The following is a 16,604-nucleotide window of genomic DNA, read 5'->3' as shown; positions in this document are numbered from 1 at the left end:
CGCAGTGGTAAGCAATGCGGCTTATGCGAAGTGCGGGGCGGCTTTCGGCGGAATTTGCAGCGGCAGCGACAGCGTAAATGTGGAGCCCTCGCCCACCCGGGACCTGACGGTTAACGTGCCGCCCAGCAGTTGGGCAAGCGCACGAGACAGCGACAGCCCCAGTCCGGTGCCCCCGTGTTGGTAGCTGACGCGGGCGTGGCCCTGGCTGAACTTTTCGAAAATGACCTCGTGCAGCTTTTCCGGGATACCGGGGCCCGTGTCTGTGACATGGAATTGCACATGGTGACCATCTGCGCTGGTATCCACGGCCAGGCACACGGTGCCCGACGGGGTGAATTTGATGGCATTGGACAAGAGATTGTTCAGGATCTGCTTGAGCTTGAGGCGGTCGGTTAGCAGAGAGTTCGGGACGTTGGCGGCCGTGGTCGCCGTGAGCGCCAGCGATTTGGCCACTGCACTGACACGGAACAGCTCGATCACATCGTGCAGCAGACCGGGCAGTTCCACGGGCTCGGGGTGCGCTGGCATGGCACCCGCTTCAATCCGCGCCAGATCGAGGATTTCCGTCAGCAGAGCGTTCAGGTGTTCTGCGCCCTGGCGGATAAGGCTCGATTGCTCCCGGGTCTGTGGATCGTTGCTGCGCAGCTCCATGAGTTCAGCAAAGCCGCGGATGCTCGTCAGCGGAGTGCGCAGCTCGTGCGACATGGCGGCCAGGAATTCGCTTTTGGCCTGGTTGGCGCGCTGGGCTTCGGCCTCGCTGCGGGTCAGGGCCGCGTGGCTGACCGCCAGCTTGCGTATGCTTCCCAGAAATACGGCGACAAAGGCCACAACCGCCAGGCTCAACAGTGCCGTCAACCACAGGATCGTGTCGCGTGTGGTGCGCCAGCGGGCGAAAGAGTGTTCTTCTGAGGTGCCGCTGAGTACGGCAAGCGGGTAACTTCCGACACGGCTGAAACCAATAATGCGCAGTCTGGCGTCGGACGATGGCGACAACATGGCCCCGCTGTCCTGGCTGCGCAGTGCTTGCAGGAGGGGCGCGGGCAGTTGCATCCCAACCTCTGTGCTGGCACCTCCCAACACGCGCACACGGATCACTCCGTCAAGCCCCGCAAGTCCCACACCGCCGTCGCTGCCCAGTTGCACGCCCCGGTACACGTCGGCGAAATGGCGTGGATTGAGTGACGCCACCACCACCCCCAGCACGCGCCCATCAGCGGCCGTGACTTTGCGTGAGAGCTGGATGGTCGATACCCCCGACACCTTGCCCAGCAGGGACTTGCTGATGAAAAGGCCGTTGTGCAGCATGCCAGAGCTGGGCGGGGCCGCTTCGGCGGGCAGCAAGTGCACCCGGATATGGTCGCGGTCCATCAGGCTCACATGGTTGCTGCGCGAGCCGTCGGGGTCTAGGTTGCTGCCCTGAAAGCGGCCATCGGGGCCCACGAAGGACAACTGCGTCAGGATGTGCGGCACCATGCCGGTTTCATTGGCGATGGTTGCCAGGTCCTCGCCGTTGAGTGGTCCGTCTTCGGCGGTATGCTGCAAACGCCACATGGCCTGGTCCACCGTGTCCAGGATGCGCAGTGTGTGCTCCTTCAGTGCCAGGGCGGTGTTGGTGTTCTGGCGCATCTCGGCGTCCAGGGTTTCTTTCCACTGCCAGCGCAGCATGGCGGCCATGGTGGCCCAGGCACCCAGCAGCACTACAGCGCTGAAAACGCAGGCCACCACAAAATACATCAGCGCCGGGCTGCTGCGCCAGTCGGAGGATTGGGGCTTGCTGGGCTTCCTGTTCATGTGAGCGGGGCTGGCATCGTGTCCGTGTAGCCTGCGGTGAGCAGCGTGATGTGGAAGATGGTACCCCCGTCGGGCCCGTTGGTGGCATGGATGCGCCCCCCATGTGCTTCGACGATCTTGCGGCATATCGCCAGGCCCAGGCCCGTTCCGCCGGAGCCATCGCGCGTCTTGCTCGATTGCACGAAGGCCTGGAACACGGTCTCCAGCTCTGCGGGAGGTATGCCCGGGCCTTGATCGCGCACCTGGATGTGGATGCTGTGGTCGTCCGAGACTCCGGCGGTGATGTCGATGATGCTGTCTTCGGGCGAGAACTTGATGGCGTTGCTCAAGACATTGCGTACCACTTGCTGAAAGCGCGATGGATCCACTTTGGCGATCAAAGGCATGCGGCCCAGTCGCAAGCCCAGGCCCAGGCGTTTGCGGTCCAGCAGCAACTCCATCTCTGCCGCCACTTCCTCGATGAGATCGCGCACGTCGGCGCGCTCGAATTGGAAGGCTCCAACCGTGCTCTCGATCTTTGCGATGTCGAGCAGGTCATTGACCAGCACCAGCATGCGCTGGCCCGCGTCGTGGATGTCGCTGAACATGGACGCCAGCTTGGATTGATGGCGGCCCCGCGCCAGTCCGAGTTCGGAGAAGCCCAGGATGGATTGCAGGGGCGTGCGCAACTCGTGGCTGATGTTGGCCACAAATTCCGACTTGGAGCGCGACGCCTCTTCGGCCAGATCGCGTGCGGCCCGGAATTCCGTGATGTCCATCTTGGCGGTCAGGATACCGATGGGCTGCTTGCCGTTGGTGGTGACGAGCACCTTGGTGACCTGCACATCCCGGAAGCTGCCATCGGGTCGGCGCATGCGCTCTTCGTAGCGGACACGACCGCCCTCGCGCAACAGTTGTTCTTGGTGTGCGCAGTACGCCTGCGCCTCCTGCGTGGGCAGAAAGTCGATGTTGCGCGTCCCCAGGACGCTTTTGCGCGACAGCCCCATGAAACTTTCCCAGGCCTGGTTGACCGAGAGAAGACGTCCTTCGGTGTCGGTCATGCAGATGGGCAACGGGTTGCATTCGAGCACCTGGCTTGTGAGGGCCAACTGCTCTTGCAGGCTTTGCTGGGCGGCCAGCAGGGCTGTCACATCCACCGCGCTGCCCGCAAAGCCGCGCAACTGACCCGACCGGTCACGCAGCGGAACCACCGAGATGTCCAGCGCGCGCGTTTCTCCTGCGGGTCCCGTGAGGCGGACCTGCGCCATGCGCACGCCCGGGGGCTGGGTGGCGTCGAACAGGGCATCCACGCCATCGCGGCACTCGGGGTGGACGACGTCCCGCAGACGCTGGCCTCGGGCCATTTCAGCGGGCTGGTTGGTAATGGCATGCCAGCGGGGATTGACGAACCGGATGGTCCCTTGGGCATCGGTGCGGAAGATCAGCTCCTGAACACTTCGGAACAGGACGGACAGCTCTTGCTCGCGCCGTGCAGTTTCTTGCTGGGCCTCATCGCGCTCACGTTGCGCAACTTCTTTTGCGCGGGCATTGCGCCAGGACGCATGGGTGAGAAGTCCTATCAGCGCCAAGGCCACCCCCATGAACAGCAGCGGTCCTCGCATTGCGGCCAGCCACTGCTGGGTCGTGGCTTCATAGGGTTGCTCTACAAAAGCCACCAGAGGCTGGCTATTGGAACTGCGCCAGGCGCCCAGGCTATGGGCCTGAAAGGTTTGCAGCGGGCCGTAAGTTCCTTTGTGCGCTGGCAGCAAACCCTGGAACAAAGGGTGGGAGCCCAGGCTGCTACCAAGATTCAAGGTGTCGTTGCCCACCTGGGTGAGCAAGGTCCCGTTGTCCAATGCCAGCATGACCTGTGTGCCAGGGTGGCCTGCCTCCATCAACTGCCGCTGGTAGGTGGCCAGGGCGTCGGGATTGATCTGTGCCACCAACGTCACCACAGCGTTCGATGGCAGGCGAACCAGGCGCACCATGGGAATGTAGCCAAGGCCCGCTGGCACGGCTGCATTGCGCATATCTTGGGTGAGTGTGCGGCCACGCACCCAGGCTCCAATGACCACCCGCTCATCGGTCGCTGGTGAAGGTGGCAGGCGCTGCAGATCCACCTTGCCACCCCGGTCCGAGGCGGTCGTGGAGGCCAGCACCAGCCCTTCGGAGCTGACGATGGCGATGCTGCGCAGAAAAGGCAGGCCTTGCAAGCGGTAAGACTGCTGTGCTTCGAGCTGCGCGGGAGTGTGATTCTCGGTGGTCAGGTTTTTCGCAAGGCTGTCCAGGGTGAGCTTGGTGTTGTCGAAAACTTGGCTGGCGTGCGACTCCATGACGCTGGCCAGTAGTTCGAGCTGCTTGCGGTCCTGAGCTTCTGTGCGGCGGAACTCCAGCCACATCAGCGATGCGGTGCCGACGATTACGGCCAGCATGAGAAGTGTGCCCCCGAAGAGCGCCCTGCTGCTGGCTACTTCCAGCAGGCTGAGCTTGGCAAAGGGAATGGATCGTTTCATGGCAGAGGCATCAGTTCAGGAGGATGCTTTCGAGTCCGTGGCGCCGTGCTGCCGTTTCCAGGCGGCCGTCCTGCCGAATCCGGGCGACAAAAGCGTTGAGCACGGCTCGCCATTCGACGTCGCCTGGTTTGCTGGCATGGGCGTAGGGGAGCGTATAGAACGGCTTGGGGGGGGCCACCAGTGCGGCCCATTCCGTGCTTTCGATCAGTGCGCGACCGTAGGGGTAATCGGTCATGAAGACGTCCACGCGGCCAGCAATGAGCTCGCGTTCGCGCGTCTGTGGCAGGTGGATGGAGACGAGACCTGCATGCTTGAGGCGTTGCCGCATGACGGGCTCCATGAACGTTCCAGCCTGCACGCCTACCTGCACGCCGGGTTGGTCGATGTCACTCCACTGCCGCACGATGCGGCTGGTGCGTGTGGTTACGGCATAGATATCGCTTTGCAAATAGGGCGTGGAGAACTGGAGTTGCTCCATGCGCTGCGGCAGCATGGCGATGCCGAACATCGCTACATCGCATGTGCCTGCCTGCAGGTCCTGCACCAAGGTGACGAAGGACGAGTCCACGAATCGCAGCTTGACGCGCAGATCAGACGCCAATGCGGTAGCCAGATCGATGTCCAGGCCGCTGAGCTGGCCGGAGCGCGGGTCCCGAAACGAGATGCGCTGGTACGCGGGCCAGATGCAGACCCTGACTTCGCCCCGGGCCTGAACGCGGTCCTGCACCTCACCTGCTGTGGCACCCCAGGAGGCCACTGCGCCAGCCAGGAGCAACAGCACCGCAGCCACCACACGGTATGTGGGCAAGATCATGGCGCATCCTGCTTGTGGTTGATCAGGTCGGCGAAGGCCATGCGTCCGGCCGTGACCTGCTCACGCAGGGCAGAAATGGCGGGGCTGTTGCGCAGGAAGCAGTCCACGATGTCCGGGTCAAAGGCCTTGCCCCGTTCGGCCAGGAGCATCTCCAGCGCTTTTTCGTGGCTGAAGGCTGGGCGGTAGACCCGGTCCATGGTCAGGGCGTCATAGAAGTCCACGATGCTCACAATGCGTCCAGACAGCGGAATGGCTGGGCCCGCCAACTGGTTCGGGTAACCCTTGCCATCCCAGCGTTCATGGTGTGCAAGCGCAATTTCGGCCGCCATCTGGAAGAGGGCGATGCGCGATTTGCCCAGGATATCTGCACCGATGGCGGAGTGCTGGTTCATGGTTGCGCGCTCTTGGGGCGTGAAGGCACCGGGTTTCTTCAGCACGTCGTCAGGAATGCCGATCTTGCCGATGTCGTGCATGGGGGCCGCCTTGCGCAGCATCAGCGCATAGTCCTTGGGCTCGCCCAAGAAAAGCGCCAGGGCCTCAGCCAGGAATCCGATGCGCACGATGTGGATGCCCGTGTCGCCGTCTTTGTATTCCGCCGCCATGGACAGCAGAAACAGTGCCTCGTGGTGGGCGCGGGCCACTTCCTGCAACGCCTCGTTGCGTTCCTGGTACATGCGGCCCAGGTCGAAGACGATCTTCTCCATCTGCTCGGCCGCCGCAGGGCTGAACTGGGTATTTTCACGTGCAGCTGCAACCATGTTCATGGCGCCTCGCCGGGGGTTGTGCCCAGGTGGTTGATGGTTTCGATCAGTTTGAGGGGGCTGAAGGGCTTGAGCAGATAGGCGTCGGCCCCGGCCATCATCCCCGCCTCGATATCCTGGCTTTGCCCGCGAGCCGTCAGCAGCACCACCCAGGGTTTGCCCAGCGATGGGTCGCTTTTGACAAGGCGGCACAGATCGAGTCCGTCCATGCTTCCGGGCATCATGATGTCCAGTAACAGTAACTGGGGGCGCAGCGTTCGCACGGCCTCCAGGCCCTCGTCGGCGTTGACGGCTTCATGGATGTCGTGGTCTTCGAACTCCAGGGTCATGCGGATCAGTCGGCGGATATCCGCATGGTCTTCGATGATCAGAATGCGTTTGTTCATGGTTGGGCACTTGTTGCAACTAGTTTTATCAATTTTATCACAAAAGTGATTTTTCGAAGTGATAAAATTCGCCGCTATGGAACTCAGTCTTCTCTCTTCGCTGCCGGTGGATTGCAGTACCCGTGATGTGGCGCGGGTGCTGGGCATGGCGGTTCGTTCTGTTCAGCTGATGGTGGACCGGGGTGAGCTGGAGGCCTGGAAAACACCAGGAGGTCATCGGCGCATCGCGAAGGCATCGGTCGAGCGCTGGCTGGCCCAGCGGCAGGGTCAGCCCGTTGTACCGGTTGCCGAAGTTGCCGTGTCTGGTGTGGTGGTCGCGCCAGACGATGGGGTGGTCAAAGCTGCTCCCAGGCGCGCCGAGCAGGTCGGCGCTTCTCGCGAACCAGCGGGTACACACGGCCAGCGGGTGTTGCTGATCGAGGATTCCGCACATTTCCAGACCCTGGTGAAGCTGTTGATGGCGCACGATTTCCCGCAAGTGGAACTGCATGTGGCAGACGACGGCATCGTTGGCTTGGCGATGGCGGGCGAACTGCAGCCGGATGTGCTGATTGTGGACATCCTTCTTCCTGGCATTGATGGCGCAACGCTGATTGCGCGTCTGCGCTCGCATCCCCAGTTCCAGCGCAGCCGTCTGATCGTTGTGACTTCGCTCGACGAAGAGCAGCGCAGTCCCTACGCCTTTGCGCTGGCCGGGCTGCCTGTGGTGCACAAGCCCCGCTTGGTGCAGGAGTTGCCTGCGTTGCTGGCGGGGTTCCTGCGTCCTGTGGCCGAGAAGGCCTGAGCGCCGTCGTGACGCAGCCGCGCGTGCTGTTGGTAGAGGACGATCCGTCAGTGCGCCGGTTTGTCCAGATGGCGCTCGATCCCCTCGGCGTGAATCTGGTGCCATGCGCCACGCTCGCCGAGGCGAAGCAGGCGCTGACCACCGAAGTGGCACCCCTGGTCCTCACGGATCTGACCCTGCCCGATGGCTCCGGCCTTGATCTACTGGTTTGGATGCAGACACGTCTTTCGCCACAGGGAGCGGTCTGCCGCACCGTGGTGTTCAGTGGTGGGATTGACCCAGCCACGCAGTGCACGCTGGAGTCGCTCAACGTCTGGCGCGTTCTGCACAAACCCGCCTCCGTGGGGGCGCTGATGGCATGTGTTTCTGAGACTCTGGCCAGCCTCGACTTGGGGGCTCAGGCCGATTCCGCCGTCGTCACCGTTGCTCAACACAATCCAGTGGCCGAGTTTTTCGGCGGCAACCGAGCGCTTTACGAAGCTTATCGACAGGCATGCCTGGCCCGGTTTCCTCAAGATGTGATGGAAGGCGATCTGGCCGTGACGGCGCAAGATGCACAGGCGCTGCGGCGCGTGGCGCACAACCTCAAGTCAGTGTTGACGATGCTGGGTGAGGCGCCAGCTGCCCAGTGTGCGCGAAGCACCGAGGAGTGGGCTGCAGGGGGCCATTCTGACCTTATGCAACAGGGATGGCGACAGTTGCGGCAGCAGGTGCTGCGTGTGGTTTCTGTTCAAGGCGAAAGTTGAATTCTTTGCATCTCGCAAACGGCAGCCTATTGCCGGTACGTGGATCATTTCACAGCTTCTGAACAAAGAAAAACCACCCGAAGGTGGTGATTCCAAGGGGACTTCAACAGCTGACGCCTGGCGTCTGGCGTCTGGCCTTGAGGCTGTCGGGCTTGGAGTGTCGATAGCGAAAGTTGCCCCTGGGGGGCAACTTGCAGCCGACGTTTTCCAAGTCCGGCGGGTTCCTAGAAGTTTTCCCACTCTTTCTCTGCATGTGGAGCGGCAGTCACGAGTTTTGCCGAAGGCAGATGCGCCACGCCCGATTTCGCCATTGCGACACTTCGGACAGCCGCCTTGATGGCGGAGGTCGCTGATCGCTGGTTTGGGGCTTTCCGGGCCATCGGCGGCCGTGAAGCGTATGTGGTGGATGTGCTGAGCGCTCCTTGTGCGGGCACCAACGCAGGGCGCTCTTCCAAAGCCAAGGGCGAAATCTTGAAGGAGGAAACCACGTTGACCAGCTCCGCTGCCTGGGTGTTGAGGCTGCTGGCTGCTGCTGCCATTTCCTCCACCAGTGCCGCGTTCTGCTGGGTGGCCTGGTCCATCTGGGTGACGGCTTCGTTCACCTGGTCCACGCCCTGGCTCTGCTCGGAACTGGCTGCGCTGATCTCCGCCATGATGTCGGTAACGCGGCCAATCGCCGAGACCACATCGCTCATGGTCTGGCCTGCCCGGTCCACGAGGGCGGAGCCGGCTTCTACCCGCTCCACGCTGGCGCCGATCAACACTTTGATTTCGCGCGCGGCGTCTGCGGATCGGCTTGCCAGGTTGCGAACCTCGCTCGCAACCACTGCAAAGCCACGGCCTTGTTCCCCCGCTCGGGCGGCCTCCACGGCGGCGTTCAGGGCCAGGATGTTCGTCTGGAACGCGATGCCGTCAATGACACCGATGATGTCCGAGATCTTGCGGGAGCTGTCGTTGATGTCTTTCATCGTGCGGACCACGTCTGCGACAACCTCGCCGCCTTGGCTTGCCACGTTCGACGCGTTCTGCGCGAGCTGATTGGCTTGCCGAGCGTTCTCGGCGTTCTGGCGAACCGTCGAATTCAGCTCCTCCATCGATGCTGCGGTTTCTTCCAGTGCACTGGCCTGGTTTTCGGTGCGTGCCGAGAGATCGCTGTTGCCCGCCGATATCTCCGCGCTGGCAGTGGCCACGCTGTCGGAGCCTTGGCGTACCTGCGAGACAACCTGTGTCAGCGATGTCTGCATGTCGGAGAGCGCTTGCAGCAGCGGGCTGAATTCATCGTTGGCGTTGTCAATGACCTCTCCGGTCAGGTCGCCATCGCGCACGCGGGCTGCGATCACTTGCGCTTCTGACACCCGGCGCTGAAGGACGCTGCCGACGTACCAGGAAAACACCATCAAACCGGCTGCAATCGCCGCGACGGCTGCCACCAGGCTGTAAAGCGTTTGTTTCGCATCTGACTCGATCTTTCCAATGCTCTCGGTCAGCGATGTGTTCTGGCGCTGCTTTTGTTGGCTCAGCATTTCGAGCACCACGTTGCGGGCAGGAATCGTCTTGGCGACCAGGAAGTCGAAGCCCTCGTCCTTGTTGCCCTGCTCAATCAACTGGATGTTTTGCCCTGCGATCTGCCAGAACGTGCCCAGCGCCTGAACGAGTGCAGCGTATTCAGTCTTTTCGGTGGTGGTGACAGCAGTTTTCTCCAGCGCCAACTGGTCGGTGTCGATCAGCTTCTTTTTCTCCGCAATGTCTGCCAAGGTGGCCTTCACGTCGCTGGGTGTCCTGACCAGCAGCGCATGGCGCAATTGGAGAGATGATCGTGTGACGTTGAGCTCCATGGCTGCCAGCCGCAACTGGTGGGGAACGGACTCTGTGGCGACCTTTCGGGTTTGGGCGGTGACCTCGGAGAGGTTGAACCATGCGAGAAGCGCGACCAGGGTCAGGCCACTAATGAGTGCGAAGGACAGCAGGTGCAGGCGTTTCGCAATGCCGAATGCTCTGAAGAAGTTCATAGGGATTCCGTGTAGGTGTGGTTGTGTTTCGTGGCAATGCGACAGCGTGTCATTGCACGGTGAGGGGCGAAGGCAGCGAGGGTGCCAAGAGCTTTTCAATGTCGAGCAGGATGAGCATCCGGTCATCGACCGATCCGATGGCCAGCAGGTGGTCCCGATCCACGTCCATGTCGAGTGTGGGGACAGGGCGCAATTGCTCTCTCTCCAGCGTGAGCACATCAGACACGCCATCCACCACAACGCCCACGACGCGCTGACCAATGTTGAGCACGATCACCACGGTCAGATGGTCATAGCGAGCCTCTGGCAAGCCCAGTTTCAGGCGCAGGTCGATGATGGGCACGATCACGCCGCGCAGGTTGACCACGCCTTTGAGGTCGGCGGCGGCATTGGCGATGGTGGTGGGCTTTTCGTACGAACGGATCTCCTGCACCCGCAGGATGTCTACGCCGTACTCCTCGTTGCCGATCTTGAATGCCAGGAACTCGCGAAGATCGGTCAAGACCGTTGGGGCTGCATCAGGGATAGAACCCAGGCTGGATAGGGTGTGAAGATTCGCAGACATGTTTGTTTGATAAAAATGATAGTTGTGCGAATTTTAGGAGGATTGAATCATATTTGTCAAATAAATGATTTTCAAAGTGATAAATATGCTTTCATCACCGGCACTGTGGTGCGTTCTTCTGTGCAAACGGGCGGGCTTGCTGCAGGGGCAGCGCATGCTGTTTTTCAAGGGATGATGGTTGGACGGCAGCGGTGAGCCCGCACAATCCGGGGCATGAAAACCCTTCGCCTTCGCCCTGGCAAGGAGCGCTCGCTCCTGCGCCGCCACCCCTGGATCTTCGAATCGGCCATCGCCAAGGGCGGCGGCGACAGCGGCGAGACCGTGCGTGTGGAGTCGCACGAAGGCCAGTTCCTGGCTTGGGCCGCCTTCAGTCCGACCTCGCGCATCCGCGCGCGGGTGTGGAGCTTTGACGAAGCACAGCGCATTGATGCTCCGTTTTTTATAGCTACTTGCGCCCGATCCATCATCGCCAGAGCCCGATTTGATGTGCAAAGCGATGGCGTGCGTCTGGTGCACGGCGAATCCGACGGTCTGCCGGGGCTCATCGTGGACCGCTATGGCGATACGCTGGTGGCCCAGTTCACCAGCGCGGGCACCGAGCGCTGGAAGGATGTGATCGCCGACGCGCTGCTGCGCGAGACGGGCCTGACCAAGCTGTATGAACGCTCAGACGCCAGCGTGCGTGCGCTGGAAGGTCTGGAGCCCGCCACGGGCTGGCTGCGCGGCGGGCCCGCGGGCGTGGCGGGCGATAGCGAAGGGCCGCCGCTTGAACTCACGATCCGTGAACACCAGTGGAGCCTGACGCTCAACATCGCCGAGGGCCACAAGACCGGCTTCTACCTGGACCAGCGCGACAGCCGCAAGCGGTTTGCCGACTACACCCAGCGCCTGGGCTTCAAGCATGTGCTCAACTGCTTCTGCTACACCGGCGGCTTCAGCGTGGCGGCGCTGGCGGGCATGCGTGCGGCAGGCACCGTGGCCGATGGGCATGTGACGTCCATCGACTCGTCCGGTCCCGCCTTGGAGCGGGCCCGTGCGCACGTGGCGCTCAACGGCTTCGACCCGAACCGCGCGAGCTTTATGGATGCCGACGTGAACGCTTCACTGCGCCAGTTCCTCAAGGAGGGCCAGCGTTTTGACGCCATCATCCTCGACCCGCCCAAGTTTGCGCCGACCGCAGCGCACGCCGAACGCGCGGCCCGCGCTTACAAGGACATCAACCGGCTGGCGCTGCAACTGCTGACCCCGGGCGGGGTGCTGTTCACCTTCTCGTGTTCGGGCGGCATCAGCGCCGACCTGTTCCACAAGATCGTGGCGTCGGCGGGCGCGGATGCGGGCGTGGACGGCTACATCCTGGAGCGCCTGGGCGGCGCGCCCGACCATCCCATGACGCTGGAGTTTCCGGAAGGGGAATACCTCAAGGGCTTGGTCGTGATGCGCAAAGGGTGAGCCCGGCGGCGTCCGGCAGGGGCTTGACAGCCTCGGTACACTGAAAAAACGCCCCCTGTGCGGGGCCCTGCAGCCCGCAGCATCGGGCTGCAGCGCATGTATTTGATTCCCTTGAAAGACAGATTTATGGCACTGATCCCCGTCACTATCCTCACCGGCTTCCTGGGCTCGGGCAAAACCACGCTGCTCAAGCGCCTGCTCTCCGAAGCCCATGGCCAGAAGATCGCCGTGATCGAGAACGAATTCGGCGAAGAGAACATTGACAACGACATCCTCGTGACCGAGTCCAAGGAGCAGATCGTGCAGATGAGCAACGGCTGCATCTGCTGCACCATCCGCGAAGACCTGCGCGAGACGCTGCAGCTACTGGCCGCCAAGAAGCGCAAGAACCTGCTCGAGTTCGACCGCATCGTGATCGAGACCACCGGCGTGGCCGACCCCGGCCCGGTGGCGCAGACCTTCTTCATGGACGAAGAAATCGCCGAGACCTACCTCATCGACTCCATCATCACCCTGGTGGACGCCAAGCACGCACCCCAGCAGCTCAATGACCGCCAGGAAGCGCGCCGCCAGGTGGGTTTTGCGGACCAGATCTTCCTGTCCAAGACCGACCTGGTGTCCAAGGACGAGACCGAGGCGCTGATCCATCGCCTCAAGCACATGAACCCGCGCGCGCCCATCAAGTCCGTGCATTTTGGCGAGGTGCCGCTCAAGGAGGTGTTGGACCTGCGCGGCTTCAACCTCAATGCCAAGCTGGATATCGATCCAGACTTCCTGAATGAAGAAGGGGACGGGCACGACCACCATGATCATGACCACGAACACGGCGAGCACTGCAGCCACCCCTCGCACCAGCATGAGCAGGGCCATGGTCACCACCATCACCATGACGACGATGTGAAGAGCTTTGTTTACCGCTCCGACCGGCCATTCGACCCGGCCAAGCTGGAGGACTTCCTGGGGGCCATCGTGAATATTTACGGCCCGCGCATGCTGCGCTACAAAGGTGTGCTTAATATGAAGGGCACTGAACGCAAGGTGATCTTCCAGGGGGTGCACCAGCTCATGGGAAGCGATCTGGGCCCCCAATGGGCCGAGGGTGAGACGCGCACGAGCAAGATGGTCTTTATTGGCATTGACCTGCCCAAGGACATCTTCCTGCAGGGGCTGGAACAAAGCCTGGTCTGACCCTCACCGGGGCCTGTGCCGCCCAGGGGAGAACGGCGTGTTTGTGTTGTATCTGCAACGTTTTCGTTTGCGTCAGCCCAGGTCGATACAATCGCGCCCCGGTAAAACCCCGGAAGGCTTGCCACCCGCCCTTGGCTGCGAATGCAGCTAGGGCCCGCCCGTACTGCGAGGAGACCAGGAAGTGAAAGCCGACACCAGCAAATCCAAGGGGGCCACCAAGGCAACCCCTGCCGCGGCGAAAAGCGCCGCCGCCCCAGCGGCACCCAAAGTTGCTGCGAAGGCCACTGCCAAGGCTGCTGCGGCGCCCAAGGTGGCCGCACCCCCCGCCGTGGCGGCGCCTGCTCCGGCACCCGTGCTGCAAGCAGGCTCGCAGGTACCCGTGCGCACAACCCGGCCTTCTTCACGATTGGCCCAATTGACCGTACCATCCATGGCACAGACAGTGGCTTCGACCGCTGCCAAAGCCAGTTATCTACATACCATGCCCACGACCGCGCAAGCACAGCCTACGTATACGGCTGCCAAAAAAGACCCCAAGCTGGCGAACAACTGGAAAACCAAGTCCGCCGCTGAGTTGACCGATGCCGAAGTCATGGCCATGCCTGACGACGAGTACATGAACGACAAGCAGATGGCCTTCTTCCGCCTGAAGCTGGTGCAGCTCAAGCAGGAGATCCACAACAGCGCTGGTGAAACCACCGAACACCTTCGTGAAGACACCGTGGTGGTGCCCGATCCGGCCGACCGCGCGACGATCGAAGAGGAACATGCCCTGGAGCTGCGCACCCGCGACCGCGAGCGCAAGCTGCTCAAGAAGATCGAGCAGTCCATTGCCCGCATCGACGCAGGTGACTATGGCTATTGCGACGAAACCGGCGAACCCATTGGTGTGGGCCGCCTGATCGCGCGTCCTACTGCCACGTTGTCCCTCGAAGCACAACAGCGCCGCGAACTCAAGCAGAAGATGTTTGGTGATTGACCGGGCCGTCTGGCCTGATCAACCCCAAGCGCACCCTGAGCCATGAGCAAGGAAGAAACCACCCCCGGAGGCCTGCTGTCGAAGGTGGTTCGGTTCGTGAAGAACCCGACGGTGAACTGGACCGAGCTGGACTCCATCCAGGACGACCGGGAGAGCCAGTACAGCAAGCAGATGCTCAAGGAGATGATCGAGCGCAAGCGCCGCAACGATTTCGTGCGGCGCCGCGAGTTCGATCAGTTGCGCAAGCTGCGTCAGCGCGAGGTGCTGCAAGGCCAGCGTGTGGAAGACGCCGCAGGGCGCCCCTCGTTCTTTCAGAGCAGCATGGCTTCGCCCGACGAGCGGGCTGTCACGCTCAAGAAGATCGACGAGATCGAAGCGCAGATGTCGCAGCAGTGGTGGAAGAGTAAGCAAGGTGCAGAGGCTCCCACGCAACCCGGCGCCATGCCTGTTGCTGCCGACGCAGCTGCGTCCTCTGATTCCGCCCACGCAAGGGCGTATGCGCCCACGGCACCCGGCAGCCTGCCAGCGCCCCTCGAAAACAAGGCCGGTGTCCAGCCGCTGTTTGCCGATGACAGCATGGCCATTGGCCGGTTTGGCGGCACCGATGCGCAAATGCTCGCGGGTGCAGGTCCTGGCGAAGCGTCCTTCAGCCTTGCGGCAGCTACTGCGGTAACGCCAGCGCCCGCATCCGAACCGGAGGAATTCGTGCACGAACCCGATTTAGAAGAAGCTGCCATCCGGTTTGCCAATGGCGACCACGCCGGGGCTGAGTCCGGCCTGCTCGATGTGCTGGCCCAGCACCAGCAGGATGCGCCCGACGACCAGCTCGAAATCTGGATGACACTGTTCGACCTGTACCGTGCAACGGGCCAGCACGACCGGTTTGACACCCTGGCCATCGACTTCGCCGCCCAGTACAGCCGCTCCGCTCCGCTGTGGTTTTCCATGCCCGAGCAATTGGGCATGGCACCGCCCGCCGCAGCGGCTGCGGCTGGAACGGCTGCAGCCGCACCGGCAGGCGCGGTGCGCCGCGATTTCAGCTGGAACGCGCCGCCCACGCTGGCTGTGTCTTCGGTGGCCGCACTCCAGGCCTCGTTGGCACGCGCCGCGTCGCCCTGGACCCTGTCCTGGGCCCGCTTGGGCGCTATCGATGACGCTGCCGTGCCTTTGCTGGCGGACCAGTTCACCCAGTGGGCCGAGCGTGATGTTCAGCTGGTGTTCTCCGGGGTAGAAAAGCTCAACGCCCTGCTGGATGCCAAAACCCAGTCCGGTGACCGCTCTACCAGCCCTGAGTGGTGGAGCCTGCGCATGGCGGCGCTGCGGCTCATGGGCAAGCCAGATGAGTTCGAGCTGGTGGCGCTGGATTACTGCGTGACCTACGAAGTCTCTCCGCCGTCGTGGGCGTCGCCGCGCTGCGGGTATTCGGACAACGAAGGTGTGTCTTCGGGCTCGGCGCCTCTGGCGGCCGAGAGCGACTTCATGGCCTCCGACCTGGGTGAGTTGTCCGCCCCCGCTCCGCTGGAGGCGGGCCCCGTGGCGCAGCTCAGCGGCTATATCGATGGTGATGCCACGCCACTGCTGGAGCCTTTTCAGGCCTTCCTGCGCCCGGGTGTGCCGCTGACCATTGCCTGCGACAAGCTCATTCGTGTGGACTTCGCGGCTGCGGGCTCGGTGCTCAACTGGGCGGCCGAGCAGCAGGGCCACGGCCATGTGATCCAGTTCCAGAACCTGCAGCGGCTGGTGGCAATTTTCTTCAACGTGATCGGTATCAACGAGCACGCTTGGGTGGTACCCCGAAAGAACTGAAACCTCCATGGGACGCACCACCAGTGCGGCGGAGCAACCCTTGCGCGTCGGCTGGGTGCGGGCCGTGATCGTTGCATAGTTTTTGGGTGGGCTGCAGGGCCACAGATTCGGTGGCTGCTCGTGGCAGTTAGCGTTCGGCGTCGCCTTGAAAGCGCCGCCCGTGCCCTCAACTGCCGCAGCTATGGACTCATCAAACGACAACCACCCGGTGTTCCACGGCACCACCATCCTGAGCGTACGCCGCCAGACGCCCCAGGGCGTTCAAGTGGCCATTGGCGGGGATGGCCAGGTCACCCTGGGCAACATTGTGGTCAAGGGCACGGCGCGCAAGGTGCGCAAGCTGCACCACGGCAAGGTGCTGGCCGGTTTTGCAGGCGCCACGGCCGATGCTTTCACCTTGTTTGAGCGCTTTGAAGCCAAGCTCGAAAAACACCAGGGCCACCTGGTGCGGGCAGCCATTGAACTCACCAAGGACTGGCGCACCGATCGAGTGCTGCGCCGCCTCGAAGCCATGCTCGCCGTGGCCGATCTGGAGGCCTCGCTCATCATCACCGGCAATGGCGACGTGCTGGAGCCCGAGCAGGGCATCGTGGCCATTGGATCGGGCGGGGCCTACGCGCACTCGGCCGCCAAGGCGTTGCTCAACCACACCGACCTCTCTGCGCAGGACATCGTCAAGAAGTCGCTGGAGATTGCTGGCGAGTTGTGTATCTACACCAACATGAACCACACCATCGAGACCTTGTAGGTCGGGTGATTTTTGCAGGGCGGTCTTGACCGCATTTGATATGTTTTTGATAGCTGCTAGCGCTTGATAGATAAGCGCTAGAGCCC

Annotated in this window: 15 protein-coding genes; 8 read left to right on the top strand and 7 right to left on the bottom strand. The window is 62.4% G+C overall.

The window, feature by feature from the left end; genetic code table 11:
* Positions 1–21: 21 nt before the first annotated feature.
* The 5 genes from ACODS0_RS21780 to ACODS0_RS21760 are packed head-to-tail and all read right to left on the bottom strand — an operon-like array spanning position 22 to position 6,244.
* Positions 22–1,791, bottom strand: a complete 1,770-nt coding sequence (locus ACODS0_RS21780) for a sensor histidine kinase (RefSeq protein ID WP_488837122.1) — start codon at positions 1,789–1,791, stop codon at positions 22–24.
* Positions 1,788–4,283 carry a sensor histidine kinase gene (locus tag ACODS0_RS21775; RefSeq protein WP_488837120.1) on the bottom strand — a complete coding sequence of 832 codons (2,496 nt, stop codon included), beginning with the start codon at positions 4,281–4,283 and terminating at the stop codon, positions 1,788–1,790. The genes ACODS0_RS21780 and ACODS0_RS21775 overlap by 4 nt, the downstream gene beginning before the upstream one ends.
* Before the next feature lie 10 nt (positions 4,284–4,293).
* Positions 4,294–5,097, bottom strand: coding sequence for an ABC transporter substrate-binding protein (locus ACODS0_RS21770; RefSeq protein WP_228897346.1), 804 nt, complete (start codon positions 5,095–5,097; stop codon positions 4,294–4,296).
* Positions 5,094–5,855, bottom strand: a complete 762-nt coding sequence (locus ACODS0_RS21765; protein ID WP_228897693.1) for an HD-GYP domain-containing protein — start codon at positions 5,853–5,855, stop codon at positions 5,094–5,096. Before ACODS0_RS21765 ends, ACODS0_RS21770 begins: the two co-directional genes overlap by 4 nt.
* A 2-nt stretch (positions 5,856–5,857) precedes the next feature.
* The gene (locus tag ACODS0_RS21760) at positions 5,858–6,244 is read right to left on the bottom strand and encodes a response regulator transcription factor (RefSeq protein ID WP_055399596.1); all 387 of its coding nucleotides are present in this window, start codon (positions 6,242–6,244) and stop codon (positions 5,858–5,860) included.
* 76 nt (positions 6,245–6,320) lie between these two features.
* Here ACODS0_RS21760 and ACODS0_RS21755 point away from each other — a divergent pair, with 76 nt between their 5' ends.
* Positions 6,321–7,028, top strand: coding sequence for a response regulator (locus ACODS0_RS21755; protein ID WP_228897345.1), 708 nt, complete (start codon positions 6,321–6,323; stop codon positions 7,026–7,028).
* 8 nt (positions 7,029–7,036) lie between these two features.
* Positions 7,037–7,774 carry a response regulator gene (locus tag ACODS0_RS21750; RefSeq protein ID WP_488837117.1) on the top strand — a complete coding sequence of 246 codons (738 nt, stop codon included), beginning with the start codon at positions 7,037–7,039 and terminating at the stop codon, positions 7,772–7,774.
* Between the two features lie 224 nt (positions 7,775–7,998).
* Here ACODS0_RS21750 and ACODS0_RS21745 read toward each other — a convergent pair whose 3' ends face one another.
* Together ACODS0_RS21745 and ACODS0_RS21740 are read right to left on the bottom strand one after the other, a co-directional pair.
* Positions 7,999–9,783, bottom strand: a complete 1,785-nt coding sequence (locus tag ACODS0_RS21745) for a methyl-accepting chemotaxis protein (protein WP_488837142.1) — start codon at positions 9,781–9,783, stop codon at positions 7,999–8,001.
* Between the two features lie 49 nt (positions 9,784–9,832).
* Positions 9,833–10,285: a chemotaxis protein CheW gene (locus ACODS0_RS21740; protein ID WP_488837115.1), complete on the bottom strand. Its 453-nt coding sequence runs from the start codon at positions 10,283–10,285 to the stop codon at positions 9,833–9,835.
* A 45-nt stretch (positions 10,286–10,330) separates the two neighbouring features.
* Here ACODS0_RS21740 and ACODS0_RS21735 point away from each other — a divergent pair, with 45 nt between their 5' ends.
* From ACODS0_RS21735 to hslV, 6 genes are all read left to right on the top strand, one after another.
* Positions 10,331–10,543, top strand: coding sequence for a hypothetical protein (locus tag ACODS0_RS21735; RefSeq protein WP_488837113.1), 213 nt, complete (start codon positions 10,331–10,333; stop codon positions 10,541–10,543).
* Positions 10,544–10,561: 18 nt separating this feature from the next.
* Positions 10,562–11,797 (top strand): class I SAM-dependent rRNA methyltransferase, encoded by a 1,236-nt coding sequence (locus ACODS0_RS21730; RefSeq protein WP_488837111.1) that lies wholly within the window; start codon positions 10,562–10,564, stop codon positions 11,795–11,797.
* A 126-nt stretch (positions 11,798–11,923) separates the two neighbouring features.
* Positions 11,924–12,985, top strand: coding sequence for a CobW family GTP-binding protein (locus ACODS0_RS21725; protein WP_488837109.1), 1,062 nt, complete (start codon positions 11,924–11,926; stop codon positions 12,983–12,985).
* 181 nt (positions 12,986–13,166) lie between these two features.
* Positions 13,167–13,964, top strand: coding sequence for an RNA polymerase-binding protein DksA (dksA, locus tag ACODS0_RS21720; protein WP_082437502.1), 798 nt, complete (start codon positions 13,167–13,169; stop codon positions 13,962–13,964).
* A gap of 42 nt (positions 13,965–14,006) precedes the next feature.
* Positions 14,007–15,770: an STAS domain-containing protein gene (locus tag ACODS0_RS21715; RefSeq protein ID WP_488837107.1), complete on the top strand. Its 1,764-nt coding sequence runs from the start codon at positions 14,007–14,009 to the stop codon at positions 15,768–15,770.
* A gap of 181 nt (positions 15,771–15,951) precedes the next feature.
* Positions 15,952–16,518, top strand: a complete 567-nt coding sequence (gene hslV, locus ACODS0_RS21710; RefSeq protein ID WP_055399580.1) for an ATP-dependent protease subunit HslV — start codon at positions 15,952–15,954, stop codon at positions 16,516–16,518.
* The last annotated feature ends 86 nt before the right edge of the window (positions 16,519–16,604 follow it).

The sequence above is a fragment of the Acidovorax sp. FG60 genome, from assembly GCF_057808995.1.
Note: the sequence above shows the minus strand (reverse complement) of the source record. Positions and strands in the feature narration are given on the sequence as shown.